Annotated in this window: 13 protein-coding genes; 3 read left to right on the top strand and 10 right to left on the bottom strand. The window is 68.7% G+C overall.

Annotated elements, in window-relative coordinates; all coding sequences use genetic code 11:
• From QRO95_RS07440 to QRO95_RS07420, 5 genes are read right to left on the bottom strand one after another with little or no spacing between them, the layout of a single operon-like run.
• Complete coding sequence (locus QRO95_RS07440; protein WP_032128488.1) at positions 1–312, bottom strand: lipid asymmetry maintenance protein MlaB; 312 nt, start codon at positions 310–312, stop codon at positions 1–3.
• Positions 302–964, bottom strand: coding sequence for a phospholipid-binding protein MlaC (locus QRO95_RS07435; RefSeq protein ID WP_010487479.1), 663 nt, complete (start codon positions 962–964; stop codon positions 302–304). Before QRO95_RS07435 ends, QRO95_RS07440 begins: the two co-directional genes overlap by 11 nt.
• The gene (mlaD, locus tag QRO95_RS07430) at positions 961–1,485 is read right to left on the bottom strand and encodes an outer membrane lipid asymmetry maintenance protein MlaD (protein WP_010487482.1); all 525 of its coding nucleotides are present in this window, start codon (positions 1,483–1,485) and stop codon (positions 961–963) included. Before mlaD ends, QRO95_RS07435 begins: the two co-directional genes overlap by 4 nt.
• Positions 1,486–1,544: 59 nt before the next feature.
• Complete coding sequence (locus QRO95_RS07425) at positions 1,545–2,294, bottom strand: MlaE family lipid ABC transporter permease subunit (protein WP_005414955.1); 750 nt, start codon at positions 2,292–2,294, stop codon at positions 1,545–1,547.
• A complete protein-coding gene (locus QRO95_RS07420) occupies positions 2,294–3,082 on the bottom strand; it encodes an ABC transporter ATP-binding protein (protein ID WP_049462908.1) in 789 nt (262 codons plus the stop codon). Before QRO95_RS07420 ends, QRO95_RS07425 begins: the two co-directional genes overlap by 1 nt.
• 189 nt (positions 3,083–3,271) lie before the next feature.
• Here QRO95_RS07420 and recC point away from each other — a divergent pair, with 189 nt between their 5' ends.
• From recC to recD, 3 genes are read left to right on the top strand one after another with little or no spacing between them, the layout of a single operon-like run.
• Positions 3,272–6,619, top strand: a complete 3,348-nt coding sequence (recC, locus tag QRO95_RS07415; protein WP_285302167.1) for an exodeoxyribonuclease V subunit gamma — start codon at positions 3,272–3,274, stop codon at positions 6,617–6,619.
• Positions 6,616–10,296, top strand: a complete 3,681-nt coding sequence (recB, locus tag QRO95_RS07410) for an exodeoxyribonuclease V subunit beta (RefSeq protein WP_285302166.1) — start codon at positions 6,616–6,618, stop codon at positions 10,294–10,296. Before recC ends, recB begins: the two co-directional genes overlap by 4 nt.
• Positions 10,293–12,173, top strand: coding sequence for an exodeoxyribonuclease V subunit alpha (gene recD / locus QRO95_RS07405; RefSeq protein WP_285302165.1), 1,881 nt, complete (start codon positions 10,293–10,295; stop codon positions 12,171–12,173). Before recB ends, recD begins: the two co-directional genes overlap by 4 nt.
• A gap of 162 nt (positions 12,174–12,335) precedes the next feature.
• On the opposite strand, the gene QRO95_RS07400 is transcribed toward recD, so the two are convergent.
• The 5 genes from QRO95_RS07400 to QRO95_RS07380 form a co-directional block, all read right to left on the bottom strand.
• Positions 12,336–12,731: a hypothetical protein gene (locus QRO95_RS07400; protein ID WP_285302164.1), complete on the bottom strand. Its 396-nt coding sequence runs from the start codon at positions 12,729–12,731 to the stop codon at positions 12,336–12,338.
• Positions 12,732–12,792: 61 nt separating this feature from the next.
• The gene (locus tag QRO95_RS07395; protein WP_197655743.1) at positions 12,793–14,832 is read right to left on the bottom strand and encodes an FUSC family protein; all 2,040 of its coding nucleotides are present in this window, start codon (positions 14,830–14,832) and stop codon (positions 12,793–12,795) included.
• Positions 14,833–14,835: 3 nt separating this feature from the next.
• The gene (locus tag QRO95_RS07390) at positions 14,836–16,305 is read right to left on the bottom strand and encodes an efflux transporter outer membrane subunit (protein ID WP_285302163.1); all 1,470 of its coding nucleotides are present in this window, start codon (positions 16,303–16,305) and stop codon (positions 14,836–14,838) included.
• The gene (locus tag QRO95_RS07385) at positions 16,302–17,219 is read right to left on the bottom strand and encodes an HlyD family secretion protein (RefSeq protein WP_032973896.1); all 918 of its coding nucleotides are present in this window, start codon (positions 17,217–17,219) and stop codon (positions 16,302–16,304) included. Before QRO95_RS07385 ends, QRO95_RS07390 begins: the two co-directional genes overlap by 4 nt.
• Positions 17,216–17,419, bottom strand: a 204-nt coding sequence (locus QRO95_RS07380; RefSeq protein WP_285302162.1) for a DUF1656 domain-containing protein, incomplete at its 5' end; no start/stop codon positions are given. The genes QRO95_RS07385 and QRO95_RS07380, both read right to left, overlap by 4 nt.

The following is a 17,419-nucleotide window of genomic DNA, read 5'->3' as shown; positions in this document are numbered from 1 at the left end:
TCAGCTCGCAGCAGAAGTAGCGTTGAAATCCAGGTCGGGCGACAGCCGGTAGGCTGCGCTCAGCTCGTTGTAGCCGGCCGGCGCGCCGGAGACTGCCAGCGGGTGACCGCTCTTGCGCGCACGTGCGGCCAGCTCGGCCAGCAGCGCCAGGCCGGCGCTGTCCACGCGTTCGACCTCACCCAGCTCCAGCCGTGACAGCTTTGCCGGCAGGGCCTGCAGCTGCGGCCACAGCGCGATCACCGCGGCACGGTCGAGCACCCCGCGCAGGCGCAGGGTGTCGCCTTCCAGCAGCGCCAGTGCGTTACTTGCCATTGCCCGCGGGCCCGGCCTGCATGCTGCCGCTGTGCAGTTCGTTGGCCACCTGCTTGATGCCCTTCTGGCGCAGCGGGGTGTCGAACTGGTTGCGGAAGGTCTGCACGTAGGAAATGCCTTCGATGTTGACGTCGAAGATCTTCCACTGGCCGTTCACGTTGCGCATCCAGTACTCGACCGGGGTCGGTTCGTTGCCAGCGCGCACCAGTTCGGTGCTCACGCGCACGCCACGATTGCCCGGCAGCGGGCTTTCACCCTTCAGGCGGAAGCTCGGCTTGCCCTGGATGTTGAGCAGGGTGGAGCCGTAGCGCTGCATCAGGCTGTCGGCCATGGCATCGGCGAACAGCTTGATGTCGGCGTCGGAGGCGCCGCGGGCGTGCGGGCCCAGCACCAGGCGCGCGGCGTAGTCGCGGTCGAAGGTGCGGGTCAGCTCGCTGTCGATGTAGCTGCGCAGGCTGGCCGGGTTGCTGGTGAACTCGCTCTTGCGCTGCTGCAGCGTGGACAGGATGCGGCTGCTGGCATCGATCACCACCTTGCCGGCCTGGCTCTGCGTTGCGGCAGCGGCCGGCGCAGCGGCCTGGGCCTGGGCCAGGAACGGGGTGGCCGCCAGCAGCGCCGAGGCGAGCAGGGCCGGGATCAGTTTCATCTTCATGGTTGCGGTTCCGTTGCAGGCGCCTGCGCGCCATCGTTGGGCTTCTGAGCAGCGCCGCCACCGGCACCGCCACTGAACATGTACTTGCCGACCAGCTGGATCAGGTCCACCGCTGGCTGGGTGAAGACGATCTCGTCACCGGCCTTCAGCACGTCCGGATCACCGCCCGGCTGCAGACCGATATAGCTCTCGCCGAGCAAACCGCTGGTGAAGATGCCGGCCGAGGTGTCCGCCGGCAGGTCCTTGACCTTGCTGTCCATGCGCAGGGTGACGATCGATTCGAACTTCACCGGGTCCAGGTCGATCGAAGCGACCTGGCCGACAGTGACGCCGCCGATCTTCACCGGTGCCTGCTTGCGCAGCTGGCCGACCTGGGAGAAGCGTGCCTTCAGGTCGTAGCCTTCGCTGCCCCAGCTCCAGCGCTGGTTGGTCGAGGCCACGGCCAGCACCATCAGCGAGGCCAGGGCCAGCAGCAGGAAGGCGCCGACGGAAAATTCGAGTCTGGGACCGCGGATGGCCATGTGGATTACCTGATCGAGTCGTTGTGGCCGCGCGCGCCTGCGCACCGCCGGTGGAGGGGTTAGGTGAACAACATTGCCGACAGCACGAAGTTGAACATCAGCACCAGCAGTGAAGCGTTGACCACCGCACGGGTGGTCGCCACCGAAGTGCCTTCAATGGTCGGCTCGGCGTGGAAACCCACATAGGCGGCAACCAGCGCGGCGGTGCCGCCGAAGATCGCCGACTTCAGCATTGCCACGCCGAAGTCGTCCCAGAAGTCCACGCTGTTGCGCAGCGCCGACCAGAACACGCCATTGTCCAGGCCCAGCACGTGCACCGCTTCGAAGTAGCTGGCACTGATTGCAAGCGAACAGAAGATACCGGTCAGCAGCGGCACGGTCAGCACCGCCGCCCAGAAGCGCGGCGCTACCGCCTTGGCCACCGGGTCGATCGCCATCAGCTCCAGCGCCTTGATCTGGTCGGTGGCACGCATCAGGCCCAGTTCGGCGGCGATCGAGCTGCCAGCGCGGCCAATGAACAGCAGCGCGGTCAACACCGGTGCCAGTTCGCGGTACAGCGACAGCCCGAGCAGGGTCGACAGTGCGTCGGCCGCACCGAAGGTGGTCAGCGTGCGGTAGCCCTGCAGGGTCAACACCAGGCCGACGAAGGCACCGCCGACGGCGATGATCGGCAGCGAGCGCGCACCGATCTTGTAGATCTCGCGGGTCAACTCGGCCAGGAAATCACGGGTCGGCAGCGAACCGCGCAGCACGGTCAGCGAGAACAGGCCGGCACGACCCAGCGAGCGGGTGGCTTGAACGAACGGCATCAGGCGACCCTCGCGCGCGGCGCGGCATCGAACGGGATGGGGCCATCGGGCTGGCCGTGCAGGAACTGCCGCAGCAGCGGGTCCTGGCTGGACTGCAGTGCCTCGGGCGTGCCCTGGAACACGATGCCGCCATTGGCGATCGCGATCACCTGGTCGCAGATCGGCAGGGTCTCGTGCACGTGGTGGCTGACGATGATGCTGGTCAGGCCCAGGCTGTGGTTGAGGCGCTGGATCAGGCTCATGATCACCCCCGAGGCGATCGGGTCCAGCCCGGTCAGCGGCTCGTCGTAGATCATCAGCGGCGGGTCCAGCGCCAGTGCACGGGCCAGCGCCACGCGGCGCGCCATGCCACCTGACAGCTCGCGCGGCCAGGCATCGGCGGCGGCCAGCAGGCCCACCGAATGCAGCTTCATCTGCACCAGCCGGCGCAGCACGGCGGTCGGCAGGCGGGTGTGCGTACGCAGCGGCAGCGCCACGTTCTCGGCCACGGTCAGGTCGGTCAGCAGGCCGTTGCCCTGCAGCAGCACGCCCACGCTCTTGCGCATTTCCAGCAGCGCGCCGCTGTCATGCGGAATCGGCTTGCCGAACAGGGTGACCTCGCCGGCGACCGGGCGCAGTTCGCCGGTCAGCGCCGCCAGCAGGGTCGACTTGCCGCTGCCGGACGGACCCAGAACGGCGGTGATGCTGCCCTTGGGCACCTGCAGCGACACGTCGCGCAGGATCGTGCGTCCGCTCCGGTCGATGCGGACGTTGGATAACTGCACCAGACTGGAGGTGGAAGCCGACATGGGCACCATTAACGTTTTTTAGACATCGAAGGATCGGGCCCGTCGGCTGAACATAAGCAGACTGGACGGTGCAGTATTGTTGCACGACAAGCCTCGGCGGAGGCCGGGACAATCGGCTGGCGTCCCGGAACAATCCGTACCGCTCGCGGCCCAGCCATTGAATACTGCCTGCCGTCCTGCACACTGTGCATGATGAGTGACCCAGGCAGCGATTTCCGCCTCTACCATTCCAACTCCCTGGACGTGCTGGCCGCGCTGCTGGCGCGCAATGTGCGTGCGCCCGTTCCTGGCCAGCCGCTGCTGGCACCGGAAGTGGTGCTGATCCCGCAGGTAGCGATGCGGCGTTGGCTGCAAGCGACACTGGCCGCCGAGTTCGGTGTGGCTGCGAACCTCGAATTCCTCACCCCGGGTGAGTTCGTGGCGCGCGCGCTGAAGGCCAACGTCAGCGGCGAGCAGGACGACCTGGACGCGGCCGGCCTGCATTGGAAGCTGTACCAGGCCCTGCGCGACCCGGCGTTGCTGGCGCAGCCACCGATGCGCGCGCTGCAGTCCTATCTTGCCGGCGATGACGCATTGAAGCCGTGGGCGCTGGCTGGCGAGCTGGCCTCGGTGTTCGAGAAGTACCAGGCGTGGCGCCGCGACTGGCTGCTGCGCTGGTCGGCCGGTGCCGATCCGTCCGATCCGCAGGCGATCCTGTGGCGCACCATCACCCACGGCCACGACTATCGCGCGCGCCGCATCCAGGAGTACCTGGACCGCTTCGAAGGGGCCGGCCAACCCTTGCCGAAGGGCTTGCCACCGCGCATGTCTGCGTTCGCGACGCTCAACATCTCGCCCGATGTGCTGCGGGTGATGGCCACCCAGGCACGTGTTGGCGAGCTGCACTTCTATATGCCCACCCCGGTGCAGTCGTACTGGGGCGATCTGCAGACGCTGGCCGAGCGCCTGCGCAGCGGCGCGCCCGATCCCTTCGGTGAAGCGGCCGGTGAGAACCGCCTGCTGGAAGCCTGGGGTGCGGCCGGCCGCGACTTCATGGCGGTGCTGGGCAGCTACGAGGTGGTGCACCCGGCCGGCGAGATTGCGGCCTATTCCGATCCGGAGGAGGACACCCGGCCGACCCTGGATGAGGGCGGCCTGTCCGACAGCCTGCTGCATCGCCTGCAGCGCGATCTGTTCCACCGCCGCGCGCTGCTTTCGGGGCAGCTGCGCGACGGCCTGCGCCGCGACGACCCGAGCCTGCAGGTGCATGCCTGCCATACCCGCCTGCGCGAGCTGCAGGTCCTGCACGACCAGCTGCGCAGCCTGCTGCAGGACCCGCGCTTCGATCCGCCGCTGCAGGCGCGCGAGATCGCGGTGCTGGCGCCAGACATCGATCCCTACGTGCCGTACCTGGAAGCGGTGTTCGGTGGTCGCGGCGGGGAGGAGGAGCACATTCCGTATGCGCTGGCTGACAGCAGTCCACTGGCGGGCGAGCCGTTGGCCGATGTGTTCGTACACCTGCTGGGCCTGCCGGTCTCGCGTTTCGGCCTGAACGAAGTGCTGGACCTGCTGGCCAGCGCGCCGCTTGCCGAAGCGGCCGGTCTGGAAGCGGTGGACTTCGACCGCCTGCATGGTTGGCTGCAGCAGGCCGGTGCACGCTGGGGCCTGGATGCGAAGCACCGCAACCAGCACCAGGCACCGGCCGACGACGCCTACACCTGGCAGTTCGCGCTGGACCGCCTGGTGCTCGGTCACGCGACCGGCAGCGAGGCCGACCTGGCCGGTGTTGCACCGTGGATCGAGCTGGAGGGCGGCGCATTGGAAGCGCTCGACCGGCTGCTGCGCCTGTTGCGCGTGTTGGCGATCTACCAGCGCCGCCTCGGCGAGCTGCTGACGCCGGCGCAGTGGCGGCAGCGCCTGCTGTCGTTGCTGGACGCGCTGCTGCCGACCGCGCCCAGCTCGTCCAACAGCCAGCGTGCGCTGGAGCGCCTGCGCAAGCTGCTCAACCAGTTCGCCGACGATGCAGCCAAGGCCGGTTTCGAAGACGGTGTGCCACCGGAGGTGGTGCGTTCGCACTTCGCTGGTGCGCTGGGCGAGGCCGATACGCGCGCGCCGCTGCTGACCGGTGGCATCAGCTTCGGCCGCATGGTGCCGATGCGTCTGCTGCCGTTCCGGGTGATCTGCGTGCTGGGTCTCAATGATGGCGATTTCCCGCGTCGTGACCCGGCGGCCGGTCTCAACCAGCTCACCGCCGAGCTGGACACGCCGCGCCGCCGACCGGGCGACCGCTCCACCCGCGAAGACGACCGTTTCCTGTTCCTGCAGCTGTTCGCCGCCGCGCAGGAGGTGTTCTACCTCAGCTATCTCGGCGCCGATCCGCGCGATGGCAGCGTGCGCGAGCCGTCGGTGCTGGTCAGTGAACTGATCGATGCCGCCGCTGCGTATCACCTCGATCCGCCTGCTGCGGTCCGCGACTTCACCGTGCGCCATGCCTTGCAGCCGTTCTCGCCCGCCGCGTTCGGTGACGGCGACCCCCGCCGCTTCAGCTATCGCCGCCAGTGGCATCCGGCGGCCGGTCGCCTCACCGGCCAGCGCGGTGGACTGCAGCCCTGGTTCGACGCACCGCTGCCGCCGCCGCTCGATGACGCAGTGGAGGACGAGGTCGCGCTCGATACCCTGCGCCGTTTCCTGTGCGACCCGGCCGGACAGTTCCTCGCACAGTCGCTGGGCCTGCGCCTGGCCGACGATATCGAGGAGGTCGATGACCTGGAACCGCTGGTGCTGTCATCGCGCGGGCCGGAAAAGCGCAGCGTGCAGGCGGCGGTGGTGCGTGCCACGCTCAGCGGCGATACCGAGCCGTTGTACCCGCGGCTGCGCGCGCGTGGACTGCTGCCATCGGGTCCATTGGGCGAGCGCCAATTCGAGGGGGAGCAGTTGAAGACGCGCCCGTATGCCAGTGCGCTGCTGGGCTGGATGCAGGGCGAACCGCTGGAAAGCCGTCGCTACGAAGTGGACATCGACGGCGTGCGCCTGCACGGCCGCGTGGCTGATCGGCATCCTGAAGGGCTGGTGCGCCTGCGCGCCGGCACGCTCAATGGCAATGCAGTGATCCGCCAGGGCCTGGACTGGCTGCTGGCCAACGCCGCCGGCGATGCGTTGCCGCTGGTGCAGTTCCACGATGGCGGTGACGCCGGGCCCGGCCCGCATGTGCTGCCAGCACTGAGCGCCCCCGCTGCACGCGCGGCGCTGCGTGCGCTGCTGCAATTGCGCGAGCGCGGCCTGCGTGAGCCGCTGCGCTTTGCCCCGTATACCGGCTGGGTGCTGTACAACGCGCCAGCAGAAAAACAGCGTAGCGAAGGCTGGAAGCAGTGGCATGGCAGCGACCGCAGTTGGGGTGAATCCAGCAGCGACGCCTGGCAGCTGCTGCTGCGCGGTGCCGACCCGTTTGCCACCGATGCCAGCTATGCCGAGCTGCTGCGCAACAGCCAGGTGGTCTTCAGCGCGGTGCGCGAAGGCCGCACTCTCGGTACCGAAGCACGCCAGGAGGGCAACGCATGAACACCGCCATCGCTGATCAGGAAACCCAGCGTATGGCGGGCGATCCCTACCTGGCCCTGCCGCTGGACGGCATCCGCCTGATTGAAGCCAGCGCAGGCACCGGCAAGACCTTCACCCTGGCCACGTTGTTCACCCGACTGGTGGTCGAGCAGGGCCTGCGTATCGGCCAGATCCTGGCGGTGACCTTCACCGATGCCGCCACCCAGGAACTGCGCAAGCGCATCCGCGAGCGCCTGGCGCTGGCCGCGCGCCTGGTCGATCTGGAACCGGCCGAGGGCGAAGCGCCAGACCTGCGGTTGACCCGCGAGGTACTGCAGCGCCATCTACAGGGCGGAACCGAGAGCGCGGTCGCACTGAAACGCCGCCTGCAGGTGGCTGCCGACGAGATCGACCTGGCTTCGATCTTCACCATCCACGGCTTCTGCACCCGCGTGCTGCGCGAGCATGCACTGGAAAGCGGCCATACCTTTGATCCGCCGGAACTGCTGGCCAGCGATCGTGAACTGTTGGAGGAGCTGGCCGCTGATCTGTGGCGCGTGCATGCCAATGACCCGGCCACATTGGAGCCGCTGACCTGGCTGTGGTCCAACCCGGACGCGCTGGCCGCCGATCTGCGCGCGCTGCTGGGCACGCCGCCCCTGCACCCGTTGCCACAGCCGGTGACGCTGGCTGATCCACACCCGGCCTTGCAGGCCACCGCCGCCGAACTGCAGCAGGCGCTTCGCGAGCATGGCGAGCAGTTCTTCATCGACCTCTGCGATGCCGTCGACAACAAGTGGATCAACGGCGTGTCCTACAAGCTGGGCTGGCTGCACCCGCTGGGCCGACAGCTGCTGGCCTGGGCCGAGCGTGCCGACCCGCGCGAGATGCTGGCCAGCGAGCGCCTGCCGGCACTGCTGCCGGAGGTGCTGGCCGACAAGACCAACAAAAAGTTCCCCGATCGCACGCCATCGTCGCCATTGCAGGCGCCGTTGGCGCGCTATGTCGCGCTGCTGGCCGAACGCGATGCCTGGTTGCGTGGTACCGCGCTGAATTTCCTGCACACGCTTCGCGCCGAAGCCACGCAGCGCCTGCAGGCGCTGAAGCGCACGCGCCGGGTGCAGACCTACGACGATCTGATCGATGGCGTGGCGGTGGCGCTGGAAGGCCCGCAACGGCTGACACTGGTAAAACAACTGCGTGCGCAGTACCGCATCGCGCTGGTCGATGAGTTCCAGGACACCGACGATCGCCAGTGGGGCATCTTCCACACCGTGTTCGGCGATTCGCCGGAGGTGCGCGAACTCGGCCTGGCGCCGGCACTATTCCTGATCGGCGACCCCAAGCAGGCGATCTACGGTTTCCGCGGCGGCGACATCCACACCTACCTGAAGGCCAAGCAGGTGGCGCAGCAGGCGCCGGTGCTGGACCAGAACTTCCGCTCGCGACCGGCTGTGTTGCGCGCGTTGCAGGCGCTGTACGACAACGGTGGCGAAGACGCCTTCCTCGAACGCGACATCCAGTTCGAGCCGGTGCGGCCCGGTGGCGTGCGCATCGACGAGGACTACCAGCGTGATGGCCATGCCGCCACGGCACTCACCCTGCGCGTGCTGCGCAGTGGCGGTGACAAGGCGATGAGTGCGGACGCCTCGCGTGATGCCGCGACCCAGGCCTGCGTGGCTGCGATTCACCAGATCCTGGTCGAGGCGCGTGCGGGCAATGCCGTGTTGCGTGGACGCCCGGTTCAACCCGGTGATATCGCGGTGCTGGTGCGCTCGCATCGCGAGGCCACGCTGGTGCAGCGCGCGCTGGCCGCGGTCGGCATCCCTGCCGTGGCGGCCGGCAAGCAGAGCCTGTTTTCCACCCCTGAAGCGCGTGATCTCCGCGCGCTGCTGCTGGCACTGCTGCAACCGGCCGACGAAGGCCGCCTGCGTGCGGTGATGGCCACCGTGCTGCTTGGCCAGCGGGCCAGTGCGATCGCGGCGATGGAACGCGAGGGCGACCTGCAACGCGAGTTCCAGGCACAACTGCTGCACTGGCGTGAGCGCTGGCAGCGCGGCGGACCGTTCGCAGTGATCGCCGACGTCTGTGCTGCACAGGGCGAACGCTTGCTGGCGCTGATCGATGGCGAGCGCCGCCTGACCAATTACCTGCAGCTGGGCGAACTGCTGCAGGAAGCCTCGGCGCAGGCGCTGGGCATGCACGGCCTGCTGGATTGGCTGCAGGGGCAGATGGCCAGCGCCGATCAGGATGACGAGCAACAGCTGCTGCGCCTGGAATCGGATGCGCGCCGGGTACAGATCATCACCCTGCACAAGAGCAAGGGCCTGGAGTACCCGCTGGTGTTCCTGCCGTTCGTCGGCATCGACGGCGGCGCGCCGAACACGTCGTCGCACTGCACGGTGCATGTGGATGGCCAGCGCCAGCTGCACTGGAAGCTCGACAAGGACGAAGCCTGGGAAGCGGCCAGCAACCAACGTGAGCGCGAGCAGCGCGCCGAGGATGCGCGCCTGCTGTATGTGGGACTGACCCGCGCCGAACACGCGTTGTGGATCGCGGTGGGCGATCTCGCCGGGCTGGGCAGGACGCGGCTGGCGCCGTTGCTGGGCGACCTTCAGGCGCTGCGCGCCCAGGCCGACGTGCACATCGATGACAGCGAGACACCGGCCGCGCTGCCGCAGCTGGCAGCCGAAGTGGAAGGTGACCTTCCGGCGGTGCGTGCCCTGACCCGGCGCGTACCGCACGACTGGTGGGTGTACAGCTTCACCCAGCTGGCGCATGCCGACGCGGGCGCTGGCAGTGATATTGAAGCCGCCGCCACCGAGCTGCCGGCACCGGCCGCCGACGAACCGGCCGGCCCGGAACTGCCGCTGGAACCCGCGCTGCCGGAACCCGCTGCGGCGGCCGAGGACAGCGCAGCGGTCGACCCGCGCTTCATGGGCAGTCGCTTCGGCAACGTGCTGCACGAAGCGATGGAGAACGTCGACTTCGCTGCCTGGGGTGACTGGCAGCCGGGCCTGGAAGCCCCAGAGGGCCAGGCCGAGGTGCTGCGCAAGGCGCTGCACGACGAAGGCTATGCCGATGCCGACCTGGACGATGGCGTGGCGGTGTTGGTGCCGCTGGTGGGCCACACGCTCACCGTGCCGCTGCCCGAAGGCGGTGCGCTGCACAGCCTGGGTGAAGGCGAGCGTCGCGCGGAAATCGACTTCCATTTCGCCATCGAACCGACCACGGTGCCGGCGCTGTTGCAGGTGCTGCATGCACATGGGGTTTCCAGTACGCGTCGCGGCTTCGGCCAGCGCCGCCGCCTGGAAGGGCTGATGACCGGCATGATCGACCTGACCTACGTGCGCGACGGGCGCTGGTACGTGCTCGACTACAAATCCAACCGCCTGCCGGGCTACAGCCCGGACCTGCTGGCCATTGCCATGCGCCACAGCGAGTACGACCTGCAGGCGCTGATCTATACGGTGGCTCTGCATCGCTGGCTGCGTTTCCGCCTGGGCGCGGCCTATGACTATGAGCGCGACATGGGCGGCATCCGCTACCTGTTCTGTCGCGGCCTGGATGCCGCCGGCAACGGCGTGCACGTGGACCGCTTCCCGCTGGCGCTGGTGGATGCGCTGGATGCATTGTTCGCCGGTGGCGAACAGGCCCAGGCCGAACTGGCCGCACGTGCCCGTGGAGCCAGCGCATGAGCCTGCTGAAGGAACTGCACCAGAAGGGTCAGCTGCGCACCCTCGACCATGCACTGGCGACCAGCCTGCAGCGGCTGCGCGACGACACGCCCGAGAGCGTGGCGCTGGCGGCCGCCCTGGCTTCTCTGGCGGTGTCGCAGGGCCACGCTGCGTTCGATCCGGCACAACCGCAGCGGCTGCTGGAAGGCGTGCCCGAGTGGCCTGCTGCGCAGGGCTGGCTGGCGCAGCTGCGTGCGTCGCCCTGGGTGGCGACACCCGAGCAGGCCGATGCCATCGCCGAGGATGCACCGCTGGTGCTGGAAAACGGGCTGCTCTACCTGCGCCGCTATCGCGAGTACGAGCGTCAGCTGGCGGCCGGGCTGCAGCGTATCGGCCGGCATCCGCTGCCGGCACCGGACATGGCCGCGCTGGCACCGTTGTTCGCGCAGCTGTTCCCGCAGGCATCGGGCAGCGAGGATCACCAGGCACGCGCCGCCGGCGTGACCCTGCGCCATCCGTTGGCACTGGTCACCGGCGGCCCCGGCACCGGCAAGACCACCACCATCGCGCGCCTGTTGCTGCTGTTGGCGGCACAGGCCCGGCACGCCGGCCAGGCGCTGCCCGAGGTGGCGCTGGCCGCGCCCACCGGGCGCGCCGCAGAACGGATGGCCGAGAGCCTGCGCGTCGCCGTGCAACGCCTGCAGGAACAAGGACTGGACCCGGCGCTGTGCGCGACTTTGCCCAGTACCGGCACCACCCTGCATCGCCTGCTCGGGGTGATTCCCGATTCACCGCGCTTCCGTCACCACGCCGACAATCCGCTGCCGGTGGATGTGGTGGTGGTCGACGAAGCCTCGATGATCGATCTGCCGATGATGGCCAAGCTGGTCGATGCGATCGCCAGCGGCACCCGGCTGATCCTGCTCGGCGATCCCGATCAGCTGCCGTCGGTCGAGGCCGGCGACGTGCTCAGTGCGATCCTGCGCGCCAGCGGTGATGGCATCGGCACCCGCGCCGATGACGCGCAGGCACTGCATGATCTGCTGCTTCCGGCCACGCTGCAGCCGCAGGCGGCACCACGCGCCTTCGCCGGGCGCCGCGTGCAGCTGCAGCGCGGCTACCGGCAGAGCAATGCGCTGGACCTGGCACCGCTGGCCCATGCCGTGCGCGAGGGCAACAGCAGCACCGCGCTGCAGCTGCTGCGCAGTGGTGAACTGGCCGGCGTGCATTTCCACGAAGGCGAAGCCGATCCGCTGCGTGGCCAGCGCGAGCACCTGCTGGGCCACTGGCGCGCACTGGCCGATGCGGCTGATCCAGTGCTTGCCCTGCAGCAGGCCGGGCGCCTGCGCGTGCTGACCGCGCTGCGCGAAGGCCCGCAGGGCGCGCGCGGGCTCAACAGCCGCATCGAACAGCTGCTGGCCGGCAACACCCCCGGCTACTTCCAGGGTCGCCTGCTGCTGGTCACCGAGAACAGCTACCGTCATCGCCTGTTCAACGGCGATATCGGTATCTGCCTGCGCGATGGCAGCGGCGCGATGGTGGCCTGGTTCCCCGGAGACAGCGTCGACCAGCCACGCGCCTTCCACCCGGCCGCACTGCCCGCGCACGAAAGCGCCTTCGCGATGACCGTGCACAAGGCACAGGGCTCGGAGTTCGATGAAGTGTGGTTGCAGCTGCCGCGCCAGGACAGCCGCGTGCTGTCACGCGAACTGGTCTATACCGGCCTGACCCGCGCCCGCCAGGTGCTGCATGTGGCCGGCAGCGCCGATGTGCTGCAGGCCGCATTGAAGCGCCACGCCAGCCGCTTGGGTGGTCTGGCCTGGCGGCTGGGTGCGGAAGCAGTGGCCGAAGCACCGGCGCGTATTGAACAGCCCACCGTGCAGGGCACGTTGTTCTGAAACGGGCGCGATGCGCCCCTGTAGAGTCGAGCCATGCTCGACTGCGCCGCAATAATGTAGAGCCGAGCCATGCTCGGCTGATGGGCCATGGAGTCGAGCATGGCTCGACTCTACAAAAGAGCGTCCTGATCGCTTCGGGGTTCATCCACGCATTGCGTGGATCTACGCGATCAGTACCAGGCCATCCGGGAACACGATCGCCGCTTCATCGGCACTCACGTCGAAGAAGCCCACGCCGTGCTTCTCGGCCAGATCCTGCACGCGGCCATGCGCGCGCTCGGCCACCGAATAGGCGAACGCGCCGTAGATCACCTGACTACCGATGCTGTACTCGGTCACCTCAGCACGATCATCGTCGTCATTGCTCAACGGCCCGTTCATTGGCGGAAATTCCTGTGCCATCTCCGCGAACCACGCCTGCAACGCGGGACTGCTGACCGTCGGGTCGTCGTACTCGTGGCGTTCGTTCCACTGCGTCTGCTTCTCGAACCAGGCGATGAAGGCCGCCGCCTCACGTGGAGCGGTGCTGGCCTCGAACACCATCATGTCGTAACTCATTGAACCGTCCTGCGGGCGTGGTGAAAGGCTGCCGGGCGTCGCCCGGCGCTAGTGCTCATTATCAGGCCGATGCAGTGTTGGCATCCGCCAACCCCGGCGCCAATGCCTTCGCCTCCGGGAACAGCGCGAAGCGCAGGCCGATCAGACCCATCAGGGCTTCATCGCGGGCCTTGCAGGCCGCAACGCTGCCCACCCGGCCCAGCGAGGTATCCAGCCGCTCGCGCAGCGCTTCGGCGGCAACAATCGGTTTGCGCGCGGCAATCTGCCGGCGGTAGTGCACGGCGATCTCTTCCAGGATGTGCTCGACCGCTTCGCGGCTGCGCTCGGGCAGTTCCAGCCGTGCGCGACGCAACTGCAGGATGTTCAGGCCGATGCGCGCCTCGTTGAGCATGTCCACCGAGGCGATGTCGCTGCCCTCGGGCGTCGCTGCCAGGCGCGGTGCGAGCAGGCCCAGCAGGTCGAGCATGCGTGCGGCGAAGCGCTGGCGGTCCTGCTGGCCGCGGCCTTCGGCGGCTTCGGCCAGCGTCGTCCAGCCCTGCCGCACCAGCCGGCGTGCGGTCCACTCGGCACCCACCGAGCGGAACAGGCGGGTCATCACCACCGCAAAGCCAATGCCGATGAACATCGCAATCGACGAGTTGAGGAAGGTCTGGATGTTGGCGCTGTAGGTGTTCTGCAGGCTCAGCAGCGCGGCCAGGTTCACCGTCAACGGCAACGCGAACAGCGCGCTCTTGGGGTGGTGCAGCATCAAGCCCAGCGGCAGGAACGCCACCGCCAGCACCAATGCCAGCAGGCCGAAGTCGTGCACCGCCGGGAACACGCCGAACAGGTACACACCAGCCACCACCGAGGCGACCATCGCCCACACCAGGAACGACACCATGCTCGGTGCCGGGTCGTCCTGTGCAGCGAAGAATGCAGCGGTCACCGCGGCCATCATCGCGCCGTTGCCACCACCTTCCCAACCCAGCGCGATCCACAGCACGCAGTAGCTCATCAGCGCCACGCCGGCACTGAGCGCGGAGAACAGCGCCATGCCGTAGTCGACGTGCTTGTCGGCGGCCACGCGTTCGGTGCGGATGCGGTAGTGCGCGCGGTCCAGCGGCGCGGTGCCGTGGTCGATCGCGTGCTGCAGGGTGCGGCAGTCCTGCCACAGGTCCACCAGTTCCTCCAGGCGCAGCAGCAGGCTGGCCAGCTGCAGGTGCTGCAGGTCGCGGTCCACCTGCGGCTTCAGTGCGCTGATGCGCGCGCGCAGGCGGGCGTATTCGCTGGCGTTGGTCGGCCCGTCCAGCCAGTCATGGATATCGTCGACCAGTGCCGGCAGTCCTTCCGGCAGGGCCTGGCCATCGCTGCGCAGCGCGCTCAGGCGGTCGGCAATCGAGGACAGCACCGGCAACAGCAGCAGCATGCGCTCGCGCAGGCGCTCCATCGACACCGCCGAACCGGCATGGCGTGGATCATCGCGGCGCAGGAACTCGATCAGCGCCTCGAACTGCACCAGGTCGGCGGCGAGCCGGTTGCGCGGCGCGTGTGCGCGGCCGCGTTCGAGGATCTGCCGGCACCACTGAGCCGCGTCCTCCATCCAGTTGCCGATGCGGGCGCGCAGCATCGGGCGTACCGAGGCCGGGAACAGCAGCGAAGCAAACAGCACTGCCACCACGGTGCCGAGGATGATCTCCTCGCTGCGCGCCACCACGGTGTCGAAGATGGTTTCCGGCGAGGTCACCGCCGGGAAGCCGATGAAGGCGGTGGTGTAGCCGGCCAGCAGGAACGCGTAGCCGCGCGGTCCGCGGTTGAGCAGGGCCATGAACAGGCACCCGGCCAGCCAGATCGACATCGCCGCGCTCAGCACCAGCGGCGTTTCCACCAGCGCCGGCAGCACCAGCAGGGTGGCCAGGCCGGCCACCAGGGTGCCAACGATGCGGTACACGCCCTTGGCGCGGGTTGGGCCCAGCAGCGGCTGGCTGACGATGTACACCGTGCCCATCGCCCAGTACGGGCGCGACAGGTTGCCGGCCATGGCGATGTACAGCGCGGCCACCGCGGCCAGGTAGGTCTTGATCGAGAACAGCCAGGCCTGGCGATCGGTCAGCGCGTTCATGGCTTACTTCGCCGAGGCCTGTGCGGTGGACGGCGCGGGCGGGGCAACCGATGCCTGCCAGCCACCACCCAGCACCAGGAACAGGTGGATCTGGTCGCGCGAGACCTGCGCTTCGGCGGCGGCCAGGGTGGCATCGCTGGTGGCCAGGCTGCGGTCGGCATCCAGGCTGGACAGGTACGGCGTGCGGCCGCCCTGGTACAGCCGGCGGTTCTGCTCGGCGGCCAGTGCGGCCTGCTCCTGCGCGATGCGCAGCGACTGCAGCCGGCGCAGATCCTGCGCATAGCGGTCCAGCGCGGTCTGGGTCTCGCGCAGTGCTTGCAGCACCGTGTGGTCGAACTCGGCCAGGGCCGCATCGGCACCGGCTTCGGCAGCGTGGATGCGTGCGTGCGTGCCGGACGACGGCAGCGTCCACGAGATCAACGGGCCGATCGACCACTGCTGGGTCATCGGCGTGCCGAAGTCCTCGAGCAGGCCGGCGGCACCGAGCGAGGCACCCAGGCGGATGTCCGGGTACAGCTCGGCGGTGGCGACACCAATCCGCGCCGTGGCCGAGGCCAGCTTGCGCTCGGCCTGGCGCACGTCCGGGCGACGCTGCAGCAGTGCACGGCCATCACCGACCGGCAGCGGCTGCGCCAGGCTGGGGGCATGTGCACAGTCGATCACACCGGCCGGCAGCTGGCCCGGGGTCTGCCCCAGCAGCGCGGCCAGCGAATAGGCGGCGGCCGAGCGCTGCGCCTGCAGCGGCGGGAGTGCAGCTTCCAGCAGCGCCACCTGGGCATTGGCGCGGGCCAGTTCCGGCGGCGTGCCGCGGCCGGCCGCGATCAGGCGCTCGGTGACCGTACGGCTGCGCTGCTGCAGCTGCAGCGAATGCTCGGCCACGTGCAGTTCGTGGTTGGCGTGGCAGATTTCCAGATAGCTGTCGGCCACCTGCGCGACCACGCTGACCTGGGCCAGATCGCGTGCCGCGGCGACCGACTGCTCGTCGGCACGGGCCGCTTCGGCGCCGCGCTTGAGCTTGCCGAACAGGTCGAACTGGTAGCTGACCGCGAACTTGCCATCGGCCAGGTTGATCACCGGCAGCTCGTGTTCCTGCAGGAACGATTCGGCCGACAGCTGCGCGCGGCTGACCCCGGCCTCGGCCTCGTACTCGAAGCCACCGGCGTCCAGCGCCTGTTCGTACACCGCCGCCGCACGACGCAGGTGCGCATCGGCGGCCTTCAGCTCCACGTTGTCACGCAGCGCCTGGGTGATCAGGCCATCCAGCACCGGGTCGTTGTACAGCGACCACCAGCGGTCGGGCAGCGCCTGGTTGGCGGCGATCTGCGGGTTCTGGGTATCGATGAAGGCGGCATTGGCCTGCGGGCGCTTGAACGCCGAGCCCTCCGGCAATGCATAGTCCGGGCCGACGGTCCTGCACGCGGCCAGGCTGGCCAGCGCGACGATCAGGCCGAGACGGGGCAGGGCGGCGTTCACAGGCCCGCCTGTGTCGGCGCGGTGCCGGCCTTGTCGTTGTGCGGGTGGCGGCCGGTGTCCACGGTTACGGTGGCGGTGCGGCCGGCGATCAGTTCCACGCCCTTGGGCACCTCGTCGATGGCGATGCGCACCGGGATGCGCTGGGCCAGGCGCACCCAGTCGAAGGCCGGGGTCACGTTCGGCAGCAGGGTGCTGCCATTGCTGCGGTAACGGTCCTCGATGCCGGCGGCGATGCTTTCGACATGGCCACGCAGCGGGGTCGATTCGCCCATCAGGCGGATGTCCACGGCTTGCCCCGGGGCCACGCCACGCAGGCGGGTTTCCTCGAAATAGCCATCGATGCGGAACGAGCCGGTATCCAGCAGCGCCAGCACCGGCTTGCCGGCCACCACGTAGTCGCCCACGCGCATGGTGCGGTCGTTGACCCGGCCATCGGCCGGTGCGCGCACCTCGGTGCGCCCCAGGTTGAGCTCGGCCAGGTCGACCGCCGCCTGTGCGGTGGCCAGCGCGGCCTGTGCGGCCTGCAGCTTGGCGCGGCGTACTTCGGCGTCCTCGGCGGCGACCAGGTCCTGCAGGCTGCGGTCACGGCCGATCTCGCGGCGCAGCTGTGCCACCGAGGCCTGGCGCTCGCCCAGGCTGGCCTTGGCCTGTTCCAGCGCGATGCGGTAACGGGCACGGTCGACCACGAACAGCAGGTCACCCTTCTTCACCGCCTGGTTGTCGGCCACCTGCACTGTTTCCACCAGCCCGGATACGTCCGGCGCCACCTGCACCACGTCGGCGCCGACATGGGCATCGCGTGTCCACGGCTCATCCATGTAATAGACCCACAGCTGGCGCAGCACCAGCAGGGCGACGATCACGGCTGCGCTGGTGAGCAGCACCGGCAGGGTCTTCTTCACGATCTTGTTCACGATTGCATCCAACGCAGGAGGTGGAACAGCAGGCCCAGCACGATTCCGTACAGCGCCAGGTTGAACAGCGCCGGGTGCCATACATGGCGATAGGCGCCGGCACGCTGCAGCAGCGCGTGCAGGCCGCTGTTGACCAGATAGGCCAACAACATCAACCCGAGCAGGGTCGGGACGAACACTCCGTGGAGACTGAATTCACC

Source organism: Stenotrophomonas maltophilia group sp. Smal13, assembly GCF_030236855.1.
Classification (GTDB): domain Bacteria; phylum Pseudomonadota; class Gammaproteobacteria; order Xanthomonadales; family Xanthomonadaceae; genus Stenotrophomonas; species Stenotrophomonas maltophilia_A.
Note: the sequence above shows the minus strand (reverse complement) of the source record. Positions and strands in the feature narration are given on the sequence as shown.